Annotated in this window: 17 protein-coding genes and 1 tRNA gene; 11 read left to right on the forward strand and 7 right to left on the reverse strand. The window is 66.0% G+C overall.

Going from position 1 to position 15,626, the window contains the following annotated elements:
- Positions 1–19 precede the first annotated feature (19 nt).
- Positions 20–1,009, reverse strand: coding sequence for an L-threonylcarbamoyladenylate synthase (locus ML401_RS09130; protein ID WP_212065550.1), 990 nt, complete (start codon positions 1,007–1,009; stop codon positions 20–22).
- Positions 1,010–1,077: 68 nt separating this feature from the next.
- Here ML401_RS09130 and ML401_RS09135 point away from each other — a divergent pair.
- Positions 1,078–1,154 (forward strand) — tRNA-Pro (locus tag ML401_RS09135).
- Positions 1,155–1,358: 204 nt separating this feature from the next.
- Here the strand turns inward: ML401_RS09135 and ML401_RS09140 are convergent.
- Positions 1,359–1,670, reverse strand: coding sequence for a P-II family nitrogen regulator (locus tag ML401_RS09140; protein ID WP_285811546.1), 312 nt, complete (start codon positions 1,668–1,670; stop codon positions 1,359–1,361).
- 7 nt (positions 1,671–1,677) lie between these two features.
- Complete coding sequence (locus ML401_RS09145) at positions 1,678–2,733, reverse strand: sodium-dependent bicarbonate transport family permease (RefSeq protein ID WP_376717348.1); 1,056 nt, start codon at positions 2,731–2,733, stop codon at positions 1,678–1,680.
- Positions 2,734–2,744: 11 nt separating this feature from the next.
- On the opposite strand from ML401_RS09145, the gene ML401_RS09150 reads away from it, so the two are divergent.
- Complete coding sequence (locus tag ML401_RS09150; protein WP_249157378.1) at positions 2,745–3,602, forward strand: LysR family transcriptional regulator; 858 nt, start codon at positions 2,745–2,747, stop codon at positions 3,600–3,602.
- Between the two features lie 229 nt (positions 3,603–3,831).
- Positions 3,832–4,296, forward strand: a complete 465-nt coding sequence (locus ML401_RS09155; protein ID WP_349629308.1) for a fasciclin domain-containing protein — start codon at positions 3,832–3,834, stop codon at positions 4,294–4,296.
- Positions 4,297–4,374: 78 nt separating this feature from the next.
- Here ML401_RS09155 and ML401_RS09160 read toward each other — a convergent pair whose 3' ends face one another.
- Together ML401_RS09160 and ML401_RS09165 are read right to left on the reverse strand one after the other, a co-directional pair.
- Positions 4,375–4,701 (reverse strand): hypothetical protein, encoded by a 327-nt coding sequence (locus ML401_RS09160; RefSeq protein ID WP_194406679.1) that lies wholly within the window; start codon positions 4,699–4,701, stop codon positions 4,375–4,377.
- 208 nt (positions 4,702–4,909) lie between these two features.
- Positions 4,910–5,134: a hypothetical protein gene (locus ML401_RS09165; protein WP_194406680.1), complete on the reverse strand. Its 225-nt coding sequence runs from the start codon at positions 5,132–5,134 to the stop codon at positions 4,910–4,912.
- A gap of 274 nt (positions 5,135–5,408) precedes the next feature.
- Here ML401_RS09165 and ML401_RS09170 point away from each other — a divergent pair, with 274 nt between their 5' ends.
- From ML401_RS09170 to ML401_RS09180, 3 genes are all read left to right on the forward strand, one after another.
- Positions 5,409–6,380, forward strand: coding sequence for an N-carbamoyl-D-amino-acid hydrolase (locus ML401_RS09170; protein WP_285811551.1), 972 nt, complete (start codon positions 5,409–5,411; stop codon positions 6,378–6,380).
- A 377-nt stretch (positions 6,381–6,757) separates the two neighbouring features.
- Positions 6,758–7,177 carry a DUF4118 domain-containing protein gene (locus ML401_RS09175; protein WP_211419364.1) on the forward strand — a complete coding sequence of 140 codons (420 nt, stop codon included), beginning with the start codon at positions 6,758–6,760 and terminating at the stop codon, positions 7,175–7,177.
- A gap of 162 nt (positions 7,178–7,339) precedes the next feature.
- Positions 7,340–7,537, forward strand: a complete 198-nt coding sequence (locus tag ML401_RS09180; protein WP_194406683.1) for a hypothetical protein — start codon at positions 7,340–7,342, stop codon at positions 7,535–7,537.
- Positions 7,538–7,551: 14 nt separating this feature from the next.
- On the opposite strand, the gene ML401_RS09185 is transcribed toward ML401_RS09180, so the two are convergent.
- Positions 7,552–8,784 carry a class I SAM-dependent methyltransferase gene (locus ML401_RS09185; RefSeq protein ID WP_259204776.1) on the reverse strand — a complete coding sequence of 411 codons (1,233 nt, stop codon included), beginning with the start codon at positions 8,782–8,784 and terminating at the stop codon, positions 7,552–7,554.
- A gap of 149 nt (positions 8,785–8,933) precedes the next feature.
- On the opposite strand from ML401_RS09185, the gene rfbC reads away from it, so the two are divergent.
- The gene (rfbC, locus tag ML401_RS09190; protein ID WP_259204777.1) at positions 8,934–9,458 is read left to right on the forward strand and encodes a dTDP-4-dehydrorhamnose 3,5-epimerase; all 525 of its coding nucleotides are present in this window, start codon (positions 8,934–8,936) and stop codon (positions 9,456–9,458) included.
- On the forward strand, positions 9,455–10,351 hold the full coding sequence (locus ML401_RS09195; RefSeq protein ID WP_285811556.1) for an NAD(P)-dependent oxidoreductase: 897 nt from the start codon (positions 9,455–9,457) through the stop codon (positions 10,349–10,351). Before rfbC ends, ML401_RS09195 begins: the two co-directional genes overlap by 4 nt.
- Before the next feature lie 211 nt (positions 10,352–10,562).
- Here the strand turns inward: ML401_RS09195 and ML401_RS09200 are convergent, their stop codons facing one another.
- A complete protein-coding gene (locus ML401_RS09200) occupies positions 10,563–11,540 on the reverse strand; it encodes a LysR family transcriptional regulator (RefSeq protein ID WP_285811558.1) in 978 nt (325 codons plus the stop codon).
- 119 nt (positions 11,541–11,659) lie between these two features.
- Between ML401_RS09200 and ML401_RS09205 the strand changes: the two genes are divergently transcribed.
- The 3 genes from ML401_RS09205 to tkt are packed head-to-tail and all read left to right on the forward strand — an operon-like array spanning position 11,660 to position 15,620.
- The gene (locus ML401_RS09205; protein WP_285811560.1) at positions 11,660–12,697 is read left to right on the forward strand and encodes a class 1 fructose-bisphosphatase; all 1,038 of its coding nucleotides are present in this window, start codon (positions 11,660–11,662) and stop codon (positions 12,695–12,697) included.
- A gap of 12 nt (positions 12,698–12,709) precedes the next feature.
- The gene (locus ML401_RS09210) at positions 12,710–13,585 is read left to right on the forward strand and encodes a phosphoribulokinase (protein ID WP_211419358.1); all 876 of its coding nucleotides are present in this window, start codon (positions 12,710–12,712) and stop codon (positions 13,583–13,585) included.
- 16 nt (positions 13,586–13,601) lie between these two features.
- On the forward strand, positions 13,602–15,620 hold the full coding sequence (gene tkt / locus ML401_RS09215) for a transketolase (protein ID WP_285811561.1): 2,019 nt from the start codon (positions 13,602–13,604) through the stop codon (positions 15,618–15,620).
- Positions 15,621–15,626 lie beyond the last annotated feature (6 nt).

Below are 15,626 nucleotides of genomic sequence, written 5' to 3' on the forward strand. Positions count from 1 at the left end.
ATGTCTCTTCTCAAGCTTCTTATCGCGCAACCGCCGCCCGGCGCAGCCGGTCGTTGATCGCTTCACCCAGATCGTCCTCGGGGATCGCCATCACCGCAATCGCCCGCGGGCCCTTCGCATCGAGCTCGCGAAGATAGCCGAACAGATTGGCGGCGGCTTCATCGAGATCAGCTGTGAGCGACAAATTCATGACGGCGGCGGCGGCCTCCATGCCGGGCAGGCGCGCAGGTCCGAACGCCAGCAGCGCCTCGCCTGGCGCCACGTCCTGCGCTTTGAGCCGCACAGGCGCGCGCGGCGCGTAGTGCGAGGCCAGCATGCCCGGCGCCAGCGGCTGGCTGTCGTCGCTATCTGTCTCCACAGGCGGCCGCGCCAGGCTCGCGCCCAGCACCGCCTCGATCCGCTCGCGCGACAGCCCGCCGGGCCGCAGCAGCATCGGCGTCTCGAAGCACCCGACAATGGTCGATTCGACGCCGACCGCGACAGGGCCGCCGTCGACGATCAGGTCGATCCGGCCCGCCAGGTCGCTCTCGACATGGGCCGCCAGCGTCGGCGAGACGTGGCCGGAGATGTTGGCGGACGGTGCCACCACCGCCCCGCCGAAGGCGCGCAGGATTGCCTGGGCGACCGGGTGGGCAGGAATGCGGATCGCGACTGTGTCGAGGCCGGCCGTGGCAAGATCCGCCACCGGGCAGTTCTCCGTCTTCGGCACCACCAGAGTCAGCGGCCCCGGCCAGAACGCCTCGGCCAGCTGCAACGCGCGCGCGTCGAACCGCCCGATCCGCCGCGCAGCGGCGATATCAGGCACATGAGCGATCAGCGGATTGAACGCCGGCCGCCCCTTGGCGGCGTAGAGATGGGCGATCGCCGTCGCATTGGCGGCGTCGGCCCCGAGCCCGTAAACCGTCTCGGTCGGAAACGCGACCAGCCCGCCGGCCGCCAATGTCCGGGCGGCAGCTTCCGCGCCGGCCCCACCGGCCGGTAAAATCAGCGTTTCAAGGCCCGTTTTCACAGGGACAAAATTCCTCATCTCGGCCGCTTGCGGTGCGTCAAACCCGACGCTATAAGCCGCCTTCTTGTCGGAGTGTGGCTCAGCCCGGTAGAGCACTGCGTTCGGGACGCAGGGGTCGCAGGTTCGAATCCTGCCACTCCGACCATTCTTCCAAAAGTTGACGTTTTCCAGAGGCTTGGCAGACCGGCTGTCAGCGCCTTGGAGCGCCTTTCTGCTACGATTTCGGGATCGGGTCCACGGCCGATTTGGCGGGGCAGGGCCGCTTGTTCCGGCGGCCCGGCATGAAGCTTTGCACACCGCCAAGGTTCGTCGGTCCAGGCGCCGGCCCGACCAGCCGCGCCTTTTGCCGTCAAAACCGCTCCGGACGCACCACCTGCACGTCACTGACCGAGACCAGGCCCACCTGCCGGGCGACGATGGCGAAGATGGCCTGAAGCAACTCGTCCAGGCGAGCTGCGTCCACGATACACCACAGCGCGAACATTCCGGCGGCATCGCCGATCTGGCCATCCGCTTCCCACCGACCGGCGTGGCCACGCCCGCCGGCGAGGGGCGCGACGGAGTAACCGCGCACGCCCGTGCGCTCGAGTTCGTCGGTCAGCCGCTTCAGCAGCGCCCGCTCGATCAGGATTTCGATCCGCTTCTTGGCAAACATCTGCATGCTGTCCTCATCGTGCGATGATCTGGGCGGCGGCGATGTAGAGCGGGATGCCGACGATCAGATTGAAGGGAAAGGTTAGGCCGAGCGAGAGCGTGAGAGCAATCGCCGGGTTCGCGGCGGGCAGGGCCAGCCGCATCGCGGCCGGGACCGCGATGTAGGAGGCGGATGCGCCCAAGGTCATCAGGATCGCGGTGCTGCCGGCCGACAGTCCGATCAGCCAGGCGAAGGCCGCAGCGAACGCGGCGCCGATGAGCGGCATTACCCAGGCAAAGCCTGCGACCGCAGCAGACAGCGATTTCCAGCCGTCCCGCAGCCCGCGTCCCGCGATCAGGCCCATGTCAAGCAGGAAGACGCAGAGGAAGCCGGGGAATGCATCGAGCAGGAACGGCTTGAGGGAGGCCATGCCGCGCTCGCCGGTGATGCAGCCGACGGCAAAAGCGCCGAGCAAGGCCACGATGGAGCCGTTGAGTGCGATCTCGCGCAGGAAGTCGCCGGAGAACTCGCCTTTCGCTTTCCCTTGTCCGCTGCGCGCGATCAGCAGCGCCGAGAAGATCGCCGGTGTCTCCATCGCGGCCGCGACCGCGATCATATAGCCATCAAAGGGCAGCGCGAGCTGGGTGAGCGCGCCGGTCACGGCCACGAACGTCACGGCCGAGATGGATCCGTAGTGACCGGCCACGGCGGCGGCGTTGATGTGGTCGAGGCCCGCGCCATAGCGCAGCAGGGCGTAGGCAATGAAGGGCAGGCCGGCCGACAGCACCACGCCGGCCCCGATCGTCAACGCCAGCGCCAGCGTCAGGCCCTGATGGGCGACCTCGGCGCCGCCGCGAAAGCCGATCGAGATCAGCAGATAGAGCGAAAGGAAGCGCGATCGCCTCCGGCACGGAGAGGTCAGAGCGGCCGAGCGAGGCGCCGAGGCCCATGCCGAAGAACAGCACCGAGGGTGAGACGAGATTCTGGACGGCGAGCGCGAGCAAGGGACCTCCTGGCGGGTTGGGCGAACGGAGGGCTGCATAGCTTTTCGTTTGTGTTTGTCAAAATTGATTGTATCAAGAATCATCATTGAAAAAGGCAATGATGATGCCTCGTTTCCGCCAAAACCTCGACATCGACCTGATCAGGTCCTTCGTCACCATCGTCTCGCTCGGCAACTTCACGCGCGCCGCGCGGACGCTGGGCTTGCAGCAGTCGACGATCTCCCTGCAGATCCGCCGGCTCGAGCAAATGGTCGGTGGCAAATTGCTCGAACGCTCGCCGCAAGCGGTCGCGTTGACCCCGGAAGGCGAGACGTTCTTCGACGATGCCCGGCGCATGCTCGACCTGAATGACGAAATGGTTGCGCGCATTCAGGAGCCGGCGATGCGGGGCCTCGTTCGCCTCGGCGCGCCCGAGGATTTCGCGACCCGCCATCTGCCCGACGTGCTCGCCCGGTTCGCTCACGCCTATCCCCAGGTCGATCTCGAAGTCACCTGCGATCTGACGATGAACCTGATCGAGCGCTTTCGCAAAGGTGCCTTCGATCTGGCTCTTATCAAGCGCGAGCGTTCGATCGAAATCCCCGGCACCCGCGTGTGGCGTGAGCCGCTGGTCTGGGTCACCGGCGGCGTCGATCTCAGGCAAGGCGTTCTTCCGCTCGCGGTCTCGCCGAAACCCTGCGTCTACCGGAAGCGCGCAACCGAAGCGCTCGACCGCGCCAGACGATCATGGCGTGTCGCCTACACCTGCGGTTCGCTGGCCGGGACGCTTGCCGCGGTCCGCGCGCGGCTTGGCGTGACGGTGCTTCCGAAGGATATGGTCCCTCCCGATCTCCACGTGGTGGACGGAAAGCCAATGCCCGATCTCAAGGACACGGAGATCGCGATCCTTGAACGCGACCGTCTTCCGCTGCCGGCGCAGCGGCTGAAGGATTTCGTGATCAAGACCTTGAGCTGAATGTCCGGCCCGGACCGGTGGGATGTCGGTGCGGCGTCTCGTCACTGTCTGTCGAATCTAAAAAGGGCGGTGATCCAGCCGTCGCGAGGCTTCGTTTCAAGGGGGTCGATCGCAACGGATCGGACGATGGGTGCGCGATAGCGCGCGCACCCATCGCGTCGGCATGGATCAATCACACCTGGAGAATTTGATGACGCCCGCAATTCGTTCGTTCGTGGCCGGAGCGGCCATGGTCGCTGGCCTGCTTGGTTCGTCTGCGGCACGCGCCGCCGACATCGTGGACACGGCGGTGTCTGCCGGCTCGTTCACCACGCTGGTGACGGCCGTGAAAGCGGCCGGCCTCGTCAATACGCTCAAGGGCAAAGGCCCCTACACCGTGTTCGCGCCCAATGATGCAGCCTTCGCCAAGTTGCCGCCCGGAACGGTCGAGTCGCTGTTGAAGAACAAGGCCAAGCTGGCGGCCATTCTGAAGTATCACGTCATCCCAGGCCGCGTGAAGGCTGCCGATGTCGCTGGCAAGTCGCTCAAGGTGGCGACCGTTCAAGGTCAGCCCGTGAACGTCGACGGAAGTCTCGGTGTCCGCGTCAACGATGCGCACGTGATCCAGCCGGATATCGAAGCGTCCAACGGCGTCATCCACGTCATCGACACCGTTCTGCTGCCGCCGGCTCGCGCAAAGAAAATGCACCATTGAGACGACTGCCCTACCGCCTGGCCGCTGCGGCGGCCAGGCATTTGCGGGACGAGGTCGTCGGCAGTCTGGCGCGGGGCTCTACCGCCGCGCTATCACAACGCCCGCGAGGAACGCGACCATCAGCGCCGGCAGCGGCGCCTCGCGCACCATGCCGCGGACGATGTCCGGCCAGTGCTGCTCGGGGACCAGTCGCGGCGATCGCACCTTTGGTGCGGATTCGATGCCCCAGTTCGAGGCGAGCTCGGCGACCTCGCTTTCCGCCAGGCGCACGCCGTCGCGCACGCGGAAGATCGCAGCCTCCGATCGCTCGCGCGGCGCGAGTTGCATCAGCGTCGCGACAGCGGTGCGCAACGTCATCTCGCCAAAGCCTTGCAGCCGTACCTGCTCCTCGGGGTCGGAGGTCATGCCAAATCCCTCACAGCGCAAAATGGCGCGCGAGGGCGAAGGCCGCCGTCGCGCACAGGACCAGCGTGGACACCGCGCCGGCCACGCCGCGTGCGAGATGGGCTCGCGTCAGGTGCCTGGTCATGATCGTGCTCCATGCTCTCATGGAAATGGCGGCACGTGACGTTGGTTCCTTCAGCGCCCCGAATCGACAAGCTCGCCCTGCTGATTACTTCCGCAGCAACTCGCTCAAGGCCGCCGTCGCCTCGGCGCAGCGGATGTCGTCGATCTCGCGGGACAGGCTGAGCGCGCTCGCTTTGAGCTCTTCGAGCTTCCCGCTCGAAGAATGCAGGCTTTCCAGCTGACCCAGGCGCTTGTTGAGATCGTCCAGTTTCGATTGGAGATGCCCGATGCTGGCGTCCCCGTTCACTTTCCAAACGCGTTGTGCACGCATCGTCGTTCCCCTGATAGTCTCACGGCCTTGTGAGAGCGGTTCGTGGCCGGATTGGGAGTTTGTTTTGTCCGGCTTCAGACCGTGGGGAACCGTTGCATATCCGCAACGAAGTTCCCGATTCTCAGCGAAGGCTCGCGCGGCTCCGCACGATGATACCCGCAGGCACGGAATTTGATTGTGTGCCGTCATGACGAAGGGCGAGGCGGCCTGTGCGTGCGGTGCGCCGCTCGCTAGGCTTGGGCCCGACGCACTCCGGGATATGAGGGACTGACGCGTGACGAGATTTGTGACTGTTGCAGCCGGCCAGCTTGGCCCGATCGCCAGGAGCGAGAGCCGGACCCAAGTCGTGGCACGGCTGATGGCCTTGATGCGCGAGGCGAAGGCCAGTGGCTGCGACCTCATCGTCTATCCCGAGCTCGCGCTGACGACGTTTTTTCCGCGCTGGTATTTTGAGGATCAGGCCGAAATCGACAGCTTCTTCGAGCGCGAGATGCCGGGCCCGGAGACGCGAGCCCTGTTCGATCTTGCGCGCGCGAGCGGCATCGGCTTTTGCCTCGGCTATGCCGAGCTGGCGGTCGAGGCCGGAATCGTCAGGCGCTACAACACGTCCATTCTCGTGGACAAGAGCGGCGCGATCACCTTGAAGTATCGCAAGGTTCATCTGCCCGGTCATGCCGAGCATGAGCCTTGGCGGAAATTTCAGCATCTGGAGAAGCGGTATTTCGAGCCGGGCAGCGGCTTCGGCGTCGCCAATGCGTTCGGCGGTGTGATGGGCATGGCGATCTGCAATGACCGCCGCTGGAGCGAGACCTATCGGGTGATGGGCCTACAGGGCGTCGAGATGGTGATGATCGGGTACAACACGCCGGTGCACAATCCGCCCGCGCCCGAGCATGACGATCTCTCGCTGTTCCACAACCACCTGGTCATGCAGGCCGGCGCCTATCAGAACGGCACCTTCGTGGTCGGCGTCGCCAAGGCCGGCGTCGAGGAGGGCGTCGACCACATCGGCGGCAGCTGCATCATCGCGCCCTCGGGCGAGATCATCGCGCGCTGCGCCACCAAGGGCGACGAGCTCGCGCTCGCCCGCTGCGATCTCGACCTCTGCAACTCCTACAAGCGCACCACCTTCAATTTCGACGTCCACCGTCAGCCGCAGACCTATGGCATGATCGTGGACCGGAAGGGCGTGACGACGATGGCGGATGGATCGCCCGTGGGCAAAGGCATGATCTCCTCGTCGTAGCCCGAATCAGCGCAGCGATACCCGGGGACAGGCCGTGGCCGTCGCCCGTTTCGCCCGCCGTCACTCCCGTGCCCCGGACGCACCGCCGCGCCCCCGGCGATGCGGAGCATCGTCCGGGGTGGTGCGTTGGAGAGCCGGGGACCATCGCACCGCATTGTACTGTGCCGCTGCTGGATCCGGCCTCTGCGCCGCAACGCCAAACGGCGTTGCAGCTTGTCCGGGACACGCACCCCAACCAGCCTGCAGGCCTCCCCGGGCCGTGCTTTGCGGCTCGTTTACCAATCCCATTCGGCTGCAATTTCCATCTCGCGGTTTGCCTGCGCCTGTAGTACTTTCGTCTCAAGCGGGCTCGGTCAACGGGCGGCAGGGGGAGGCTGATGAGGCGTGCGGGGCTGTTTGGCGTACCGCGGGTACGGCCATGGTCGTGGCAGGCGTTTTTGCTTGGATGCGTCGTTGTCGCTGTGTCGGCTGTGTTTCAGGGCATCTGCGTTTCGCTCGGCGCAAAGCTCTATTTTGCGGCGTTCCTGCCTGGCCTGTTCGTGCTCGGCCTCGTCGCGGGCACGCCGGCGGCGGGATTTGCCGCGCTGTTCACCATTCCCCTGGTGTGGTGGGCGTTCATTCCGCCCTTCTTCGAGTTCAACGCGCTGAGCAGCGCAAATACCGATTCCATCAACCTGTTCTGCCTGCTCGCGGTGCTGCTGATCGGCCTTGCCGATCTCTGCCGCGAGACGATGAGGATCATCAGCCGCGGCGGGCTGAAGTCCCCGGGCGAGAGCGCGGCAACGAATCCGCAATAAATCGCTTCTGAAACCGTCTTCGAAATCGTCCTGGCGGCACGTCGCGCGTTGCGTGCGCGCAACAGTCCGGCAACCATCCGCGAGCTTGCCGCGCGCCGCTAACTTTTCGAAAAAGATTTGGCCGCAGTTTCTCCCCCGGGAATGACGAGGGAGTTTTCGGACATGAACGGTCACGCCATCTTGGAGAATGTGCGCCGCTATCGCGGCATCGCATCGCTCTATCGCCAGACCGCTGCGTTCCGCCCGGGCCAGAGCTGGTCGCTGCTGGAGCAGGCGAAGGATTGGGAAGAGCGGGCTCTGTCGGAGCTGGAAGCCTATTTCGCGTTGCGCGCGGACCATTCCGCTCCGCTCGCTGCCTGATCGTTAACCATCGCTCAGGATACGATCGAAAGGTCGGGCGCGGGCACCACGAATTGTCCGCCCCAGGCGCGAGCCTCCGCCAGCTGCGCGATGATCTCGTCCTTCAGATTCCAGGGCAGGATGAAGACGTAATCGGGCCTCGCTGCGATCAAGGCGGCGGGATCGCGGATCGGCAGATGCGTTCCGGGCAGCAGCAGGCCCTGCTTGTGCGGATTGCGGTCCACGGTGAACGAAATCAACTCGGGCGTGACGCCGCAATAATTGAGCAGCGTGTTGCCTTTCGCGGGCGCGCCATAGGCCACCACCGTCTTGCCCGCGCGCTGCGCGCCGGCGAGAAAGCCGCGGATCATCTCGCGCTTCGCCGCGACCTTCGCCTGAAAATCACGATAGGTCGCAGGCTGGTCGAGTCCGGCGTCCCTTTCGCGTTGACGCAACCTTTCGAGCGTGGGCGAAGCGCCCTGAGGCGCGGCTTCGGCGCAGACATGCAGGCGCAGCGAGCCGCCATGGGTCGGCAATTCGTCCACGTCGAAGACGCGCAAGCCATGCGCGCGAAACACCGTCTCCAGCGTCGCGAGCGAGAAGTACGAGAGGTGTTCGTGATAGATCGTGTCGAACTGGATCTGTTCGATCAGATGCAGCAGATGCGGCAGCTCCAGCGTCGCACGGCCGGTCTCGGGCAGGAGAATGCGCAGCCCCGCGACGAAATCGTTGATGTCGGGGACGTGCGGCAGCACGTTGTTGGCGACGATCAGGTCCGGCTCGTGGCCTTCGGCGCGGAGCGCTGCGGCGGCATCGCGGCCGAAATAGCAGGTCCGGGTCGGAATCCCCTTTGCGATCGCCGTTGCCGCCGGACCGCTGGCCGGCTCGATCCCAAGCGCGCGGATGCCGGCGCGTTGAAAATATTGCAGCAGATATCCGTCATTGCTGGCGATCTCGATCACCTCGGACGCTGCACCGAGCCTCGCGCGGGCGATCATCTCGGCAGCGTAGCTCTCCGCGTGACGCAGCCAGCTCTCGGAATAGGACGAATAGTAGAGATAGCGGTCGAAGATGTTGGCCGCAGGCTCGAATTGCGGAAGCTGGACCAGTCCGCAGGCACCGCACGCGCGGGCATGCAGCGGATAGGTCGGCTCGGCCGCATTGGCCCGCTCCGTCGGCACGAAGGAGTTCGCCAAAGGCGACAGGCCGAGATCGACGAAGGTCTCGTCGAGCGCCCGCGCGCAGAAGCGGCATCGATGCCTGTCCATGAACGGGGCGTCCCGTTGTGCCGTCGTGCGGCGGCTGTTAGCTCTTCACAAGCCATGGAAACTCCGACAACGTTGCGCATGATGCAACCCCAAAGGCGTCGGGGTGAACGGATGTTCGCAACGGCGGTGTCGCGGTGCGGGGGCCTGAGATGAAGTTCACTGCATTGGCTCTGCCGGGCGTGGTTGAAATCGGGATCGAGCCGGAGCCTGATGCGCGCGGATTCTTCGCCCGGCTGTTCGACACCGAGACGTTCGCGGCGCATGGACTGCCCACGCATTTCGCGCAACACAGCCTGTCCCGCAACGAACGCGCCGGCTCCTTGCGGGGCTTGCATTACCAGGCCAGCCGGCCGGAGGCCAAACTGGTGCGCTGCATTGCCGGCCGCGCCTTCGACGTGATCGTCGATTTGCGCCGGTCGCTGCCGAGCTACGGACAATGGTGTTCGCTCGAGCTCTCTGCCGATCGGCACAATGCCGTGTTCATTCCCGCCGGATGCGCGCACGGCTTCCAGACGCTCGTGGACGGGACCGAGCTGATGTATTGCATCGACGTGCCCTATGATGCGCAAGGCGCAGCCGGCATTCGCTGGGACGATCCGTCGCTGGCGATCGCATGGCCGCTGCCTGATCCGATCCTGTCCGCGCGCGACCGCGCGCTGCCTTATCTCGCATGAGGCGGGTGCTGGTCACGGGCGCATCAGGCTTCATCGGCCGCGCATTGCTGCCTGTGCTGGCGGCTCGCGGCTTCGAGGTCCATGGCATCGCGCGCGCGGCGCAACCGGCGATGTCAGGCATGACGTGGCACGCGGCCGATCTCCTCACCGAAGCCGGCCGCGAGGATGCACTGGCCGCAGTGCGGCCGACGCACCTCGCTCATCTCGCCTGGGAGGCTCGGCCGGGCCGCTACCGCGAGGATCCCGTCAACCGGCTCTGGGCGGAGGCCAACATCGACCTGCTCGCGCGCGCCCGGGCCTGCGGCACCGAGCGGATCCTCGGCATCGGAAGCTGCCTCGAATACGGACCGCAGGGCGGACCTTGCGAGGAGCGCACCAGCCAATGCCGTCCCACGACATTGTACGGACAAGCCAAGCTCGCCGCGGCCGAAGCCTATATCGCGGCGGGCGCCGCCTGGGGCCGCGTGTTTGTCCCGTTCGGCCCGCACGAGCCCGAAGCGCGCCTCATTCCGTCGCTGATCCGAAGCCTTCACGCGGGACGGCCCTTCGACTGCTCGCATGGCGGGCAGCTGCGCGACTTCGTCTATGTCAATGACCTCGCACAGATGATCGCCGCCGTGCTCGACAGCGATCTCACCGGCGCGGTCAATCTCGCCAGCGGTGACGTGCGCAGCCTGCGCAGCGTGATCGAGCACGTCGCTGGGCTCCTCGATGCGCGCCATCTGGTCAGGTTCGGCGCCGTCACCGCCACGGGCGTCGACGCCGAGCCGATCATGGCCGCCGACGTCCGCCGCCTTCGCGAGGTGATCGCAGGCATACCGTCCATCGGGTTCGAAGAGGGGGCCGCACGCGGCGTTGCGTGGTGGATCGATCGTCTGTCGGGGAGGGCGTGAGATGCAGTTACCCCGCTGCACCCGTGGCAATTACGGAGTTGTCTCGCGGCCCGCCTATGCTAGCAACGGGCCGATCCAAATCACCTTCACGCCGGCCGGGGCAAGCGATGACCACGTTCAACCGCATCTTCACGACGGAGCGCCTGCTCCAGATCATCGTGATCCTGGCGGCCACCGTCGCGATGAAGCTGATGAGCTGAGCGCCGGCGCATTATCGCCCGCCGAACTCGGGCACGTCGGGCAGATAGTTCGACCCTTCCGAGCCCAGAAAATCGAACATCGCCTGCGCCGGCGGCAGCAGCACCTTGTCGCTGCGGCGGATCACGTACCATTGCCGCACGATCGGCAGGCCCGCGACGTCGAGCACGACGAGCCGGCCCTCGGTGAGCTCGTGCGCCACGGTGTGGGCCGAGATGAAGGCGATGCCGAGCCCGGCGATCACAGCCTGCTTGATGGTCTCGTTGCTGCTCATCTCCATGCCGATGATCGGCTCGAGGTCCGACTTCTGGAACATGCCCTCCATCAGCGTCCGCGTGCCCGAGCCGGGCTCGCGGGTGAGGAAGGTCTCGTGCACGAGATCGGTCAGGTTGAGGCCGGAATCCTTCTCCAGCCAGTGTCCCTTGCGCGCGACGATGATGTGCGGATTGCGGCCGAGCTGGCGGACGTCGACGGTGACGTCGGCCGGTGGCCGACCCATCACCGCGAAATCGAGGTCGTAGCCGTGCATGGCCCCGCGGATCTCCTCGCGATTGCCGATGGTGAGCTTGATCTCGATCTTGGGATAGCGCTTGGAGAACGCCGCGATCGCATGCGGCACGAAATATTTCGCGGTCGAGACCGCGCCGAGATGTACCGTGCCGCCGGTCCGTCCCGCGAGCAGATCGAGTGCGCCCTGGCAATCCGTGATGGCGGCCTCGACCCTCTCGGCCAGCGCCAAAACCTCCTTGCCCGCCTCCGTCAGCAGCATGCCGTCGCCGGTCCGCTGCACCAGCGGCAAGCCTGCGAGGTCCTGCAGCTGCCTGAGCTGCTGGGTCACGGCCGGCTGGGTCAGGCCGAGATGGCCGGACGCGGCCGTCACACTGCCCTTGGCCGAGAGCGCGGCAAGCGAGCGCAGCTGCCGGATCGTCAGATGCCGGAGCTGAGCCGCCGCATGGCTAGGACCATTATAAGAAAATTCTTTGACGGTCATTATGAATAGAAATTTTCCTTATTAAGTTGCCCCTGTCAATCTCCTGATGCCGGGACTGACCGCAACGACCTCCAGAGGGGAGGGAACGGATGCGGCGCCGGCAAAGGGGATGGACGCAGATGACCGGGCAACTCAGGCTGGACGATCACCTTCAACGGTATTCCGAGACCGCGCCGCATGCGCTGGCTGTGGCCGCCGCGGTCGATGCCATCGCGGCAGCAGCCATCGAGATCGCCGACCTCATCGCGTCAGGCGATCTCGCGGATGCCTCCGGCCTGACGACGGGGCGCAACAGCGACGGCGACGTCCAACGCAACCTCGACGTCCAGGCGGATGTGATCCTGCGCCGCTGCCTCAGCAAGCTGCCGATCGCTGCGCTGGCCTCGGAGGAGATGCGCGAGGCCCAGATCGGCGATCGCGAGGCAAAGATCTGTATCGCGATCGATCCGCTCGACGGCTCCTCCAACATCGACATCAACATGACCGTCGGCACGATCTTCTCGATCCTGCCTGCCCCGGATGACCTCACGCTCGCCTTCCATCAGCGCGGCTCGGCGCAGCTTGCGGCGGGCTTCGTCACCTACGGCCCGCAGACTTCCCTGGTGCTGACGCTTGGCGAGGGCGTCGACATCTTCATGCTCGACCGCAAGGCAGGCTGCTTCCGCCTCGCCCGCAGCGGCGTGCAGATCGCCGAGGCCTGCGAGGAATTCGCGATCAACGCCTCGAACCGCCGGCACTGGGATCCGCCGGTGCGCGCCTTCATCGACGAATGTCTCGCCGGCGTCGAAGGGCCCGCCAACCATGATTTCAACATGCGCTGGATCGGCTCGCTGGTCGCCGAGGCCTATCGCATCCTCACCCGCGGCGGCGTGTTCCTCTATCCCTCCGACGCGCGCCCCGGCTATGGCGACGGCCGCCTGCGCCTTGTCTACGAGGCGCATCCGATGGCCATGATCATCGAGCAGGCCGGCGGCTCCGCCACCACCGGGCGCGAGCGCATCCTCGACCTCTCGGCGCACAGCCTGCATCAGCGCGCGCCGCTGATCATGGGCTCGAGCAACGAGGTGCGCCGCGTCGAGGAGCTGCATTGCGATCCGCTGCTGGTTGCCAGCGTCTCGGCGCCGCTGTTCGCGCGGCGTGGCTTCTTCCGGCTGTGAGGAGGGTGACGCATGTCCAGGAAGCATCCGATCATCTCCATCACCGGCTCCTCCGGCGCCGGCACCACCTCGGTGAAGAAGACGTTCGAGCAGATATTCTTCCGCGAGAAGGTCAACGCCGCCTACATCGAGGGTGACGCCTTTCACCGCTATGACCGCGCCGAGATGCGCGCGCAGATGGCCAAGGAAGCCGATCGCGGCAACAAGCATTTCAGCCATTTCAGCCCCGGGACCAATCTGTTCGAGGAGCTGGAGCGCGCCTTCCGCGACTATGGCGAGACCGGGACGGCGGTGACGCGGCACTATGTGCACGACGCAGAAGAGTCCGCGCTGCACGGCGCGGCGCCCGGCACCTTTACCGATTGGGAGAAGCTGCCGGAGAACTCGGACCTGTTGTTCTACGAGGGCCTGCACGGCGCCGTGGTCACCGACAAGGTCAACGTCGCGCGCTATGCCGACCTCAAGATCGGCGTCGTGCCGGTCATCAATCTCGAATGGATCCAGAAGCTGCACCGCGACCGCAGCGCGCGCGGATATTCGACCGAGGCCGTCACCGACACCATCCTGCGGCGGATGCCGGATTACATCCACTACATCTGCCCGCAATTCTCCGAGACCGACATCAACTTCCAGCGCGTGCCGACGGTGGATACCTCCAATCCGTTCATCGCGCGCTGGATCCCGACGCCGGACGAATCGATGGTGGTGATCCGCTTCAAGAATCCGCGCGGCATCGACTTCCCCTATCTGCTGTCGATGCTGCCGCAGAGCTGGATGTCGCGCGCCAATTCCATCGTCTGCCCCGGCGCGAAGCTCGATCTGGCGATGCAGCTGATCCTGACGCCACTGATCATGCAGCTGATCGAGCGCAAGCGCAGCCTGAAGTGAACAGGGAGAGACACCGATGAACATCTCCGTCCACGCCGAAGCCGACCTCTCGGCGGTCACGCACAATGATCTCGCCAACGCCGTCCGCTTCCTCGCGGTCGATGCCATCGAGACGTCGCAGTCGGGCCATCCCGGCCTGCCCATGGGGATGGCCGATGTCGCAACCGTGCTGTTCTCGCGCTTCCTGAAATTCGACTCGGCTCATCCCAATTGGCCGGACCGCGACCGTTTTGTCCTCTCGGCCGGCCACGGCTCGATGCTGCTCTATGCGCTCCTGCATTTGACCGGCGGAGACGTCAGCCTCGACGACATCAAGGCCTTCCGGCAGTGGGGTTCGAAGACACCCGGGCATCCGGAATACGGGCACACCCCTGGTGTCGAGACCACCACGGGTCCACTGGGGCAGGGGATCGCGACCGCGGTCGGCATGGCGCTCGCCGAGCGCATGGCCAATGCCCGGCACGGCGACGGCCTCGTCGATCACTTCACCTATGTGATCGCCGGCGACGGCTGCCTGATGGAGGGCCTCAGCCAGGAAGCGATCTCGCTCGCCGGCCATCTCGGGCTCGGCCGTCTGATCGTGCTGTTCGACGACAACGGCATCTCGATCGACGGACCGACCTCGCTGGCCACCTCCGATGATCAGCTCGCGCGTTTCGCCGCCTCCGGCTGGTCGGTGCGCAGCATCGACGGGCACGATCCCGATGCCATTGCGCAGGCGATTGCAGAGGAGCGGGAGACCGCAAAGCCGTCGCTGATCGCGTGCCGCACCATCATCGGCTACGGCGCGCCCGACAGGCAAGGCACGGAGAAGGCGCATGGCGCGCCGCTGGGTACCGAGCAGGCCGCGGCGGCGCGGCGAACCCTCGGCTGGGATTATCAGCCCTTCGTGGTGCCGCTGCCGATCCTCAAGGCGTGGCGAATGATCGGGCAGCGCGGGCAGGTCGATCGACTCGCCTGGCTCGATCGCTATGAACGAGCGACGCCGGAGCAGCGCGACATGTTCGTCGAAGGCAAGGCCGTTGCTCTGCCTGCCGCCTATGCGCTGGCCGCCGCGAGATTGCGCGAACGCTTCGCATCCGAACGTCCGAAGCTCGCGACGCGGCAGGCCTCGCAACAGGTACTCGATGGCATCGCCGGGACGATTGCCGGCCTGGTCGGCGGCTCCGCGGACCTGACGCATTCGAACCTTACGCATGCCAAGGTGCAGGCGCCCGTCAAGCGCGGCGCGTTCGCCGGCGACTACATCCATTACGGCATTCGCGAGCACGGCATGGCCGCGGCGATGAACGGCCTCGCGCTTCATGGCGGCTTCATTCCTTATGGCGGCACGTTCCTGGCGTTCTCCGATTACAGCCGGCCCGCGATCCGCCTTGCGGCGCTGATGCGGCTGCGCGTCATCCACGTGATGACGCACGACTCGATCGGCCTCGGCGAGGACGGCCCGACGCACCAGCCGGTCGAGCATCTCGCGGCGCTGCGGGTGATTCCCAACCTCCTGGTGTTCCGCCCCGCCGACGCGGTGGAGACCCTGGAGGCCTGGGACTGCGCACTCAGCTCCGAGAACCGTCCGTCCGTCCTGTGCCTGTCGCGGCAGGCGCTGCCGACCTTCCGCAGCGACGCGCGCGGCAGAAACCGCGTCGCGTGCGGCGCCTATCTCGTGGTCTCGCCGGACGGCGGCCGCGACGTGACGCTGATGGCGACCGGCTCGGAAGTCTCGATTGCGCTGGAAGCCGCTCGCCTGCTTGCGACCGAGCATATCCGTGCGGCCGTGGTGTCCGCGCCGTGCTTCGCCCTGTTCGAGGAGCAGCCCGACGATTACCGCGCCACCGTGCTCGGCACCGCGCCGCGCGTCTGTGTCGAGGCCGCCGTCGCCGGCGACTGGCATCGCTGGATCGGCACGGACGGCGAATTCGTCGGCATGCGCGGTTTCGGCGCTTCGGCGCCAGCGCCGGTGCTGTATCGCGAATTCGGCATCACGCCCCAGAGCATCGCGGAAGCCGCCCGCCGGGCAATCGCCCGCAAGCGCCGATAAGGAGGA

The organism is Bradyrhizobium sp. 62B, assembly GCF_030272265.2.
GTDB lineage: Bacteria > Pseudomonadota > Alphaproteobacteria > Rhizobiales > Xanthobacteraceae > Bradyrhizobium.

What these genes read in the sequence shown, in the direction of transcription:
- ML401_RS09140 (WP_285811546.1), bottom strand. Translation starts at nt 1,670, where the DNA reads ATGCAGATGTTTGCCAAGAAGCGGATCGAAATCCTGATCGAGCGGGCG.
- ML401_RS09145 (WP_376717348.1), bottom strand. Translation starts at nt 2,733, where the DNA reads ATGATGATTCTTGATACAATCAATTTTGACAAACACAAACGAAAAGCT.
- ML401_RS09150 (WP_249157378.1), top strand. Translation starts at nt 2,745, where the DNA reads ATGATGATGCCTCGTTTCCGCCAAAACCTCGACATCGACCTGATCAGG.
- ML401_RS09155 (WP_349629308.1), top strand. Translation starts at nt 3,832, where the DNA reads ATGGTCGCTGGCCTGCTTGGTTCGTCTGCGGCACGCGCCGCCGACATC.
- ML401_RS09160 (WP_194406679.1), bottom strand. Translation starts at nt 4,701, where the DNA reads ATGACCTCCGACCCCGAGGAGCAGGTACGGCTGCAAGGCTTTGGCGAG.
- ML401_RS09165 (WP_194406680.1), bottom strand. Translation starts at nt 5,134, where the DNA reads ATGCGTGCACAACGCGTTTGGAAAGTGAACGGGGACGCCAGCATCGGG.
- ML401_RS09175 (WP_211419364.1), top strand. Translation starts at nt 6,758, where the DNA reads ATGAGGCGTGCGGGGCTGTTTGGCGTACCGCGGGTACGGCCATGGTCG.
- ML401_RS09180 (WP_194406683.1), top strand. Translation starts at nt 7,340, where the DNA reads ATGAACGGTCACGCCATCTTGGAGAATGTGCGCCGCTATCGCGGCATC.
- ML401_RS09185 (WP_259204776.1), bottom strand. Translation starts at nt 8,784, where the DNA reads ATGGACAGGCATCGATGCCGCTTCTGCGCGCGGGCGCTCGACGAGACC.
- rfbC (WP_259204777.1), top strand. Translation starts at nt 8,934, where the DNA reads ATGAAGTTCACTGCATTGGCTCTGCCGGGCGTGGTTGAAATCGGGATC.
- ML401_RS09195 (WP_285811556.1), top strand. Translation starts at nt 9,455, where the DNA reads ATGAGGCGGGTGCTGGTCACGGGCGCATCAGGCTTCATCGGCCGCGCA.
- ML401_RS09200 (WP_285811558.1), bottom strand. Translation starts at nt 11,540, where the DNA reads ATGACCGTCAAAGAATTTTCTTATAATGGTCCTAGCCATGCGGCGGCT.
- ML401_RS09205 (WP_285811560.1), top strand. Translation starts at nt 11,660, where the DNA reads ATGACCGGGCAACTCAGGCTGGACGATCACCTTCAACGGTATTCCGAG.
- ML401_RS09210 (WP_211419358.1), top strand. Translation starts at nt 12,710, where the DNA reads ATGTCCAGGAAGCATCCGATCATCTCCATCACCGGCTCCTCCGGCGCC.
- tkt (WP_285811561.1), top strand. Translation starts at nt 13,602, where the DNA reads ATGAACATCTCCGTCCACGCCGAAGCCGACCTCTCGGCGGTCACGCAC.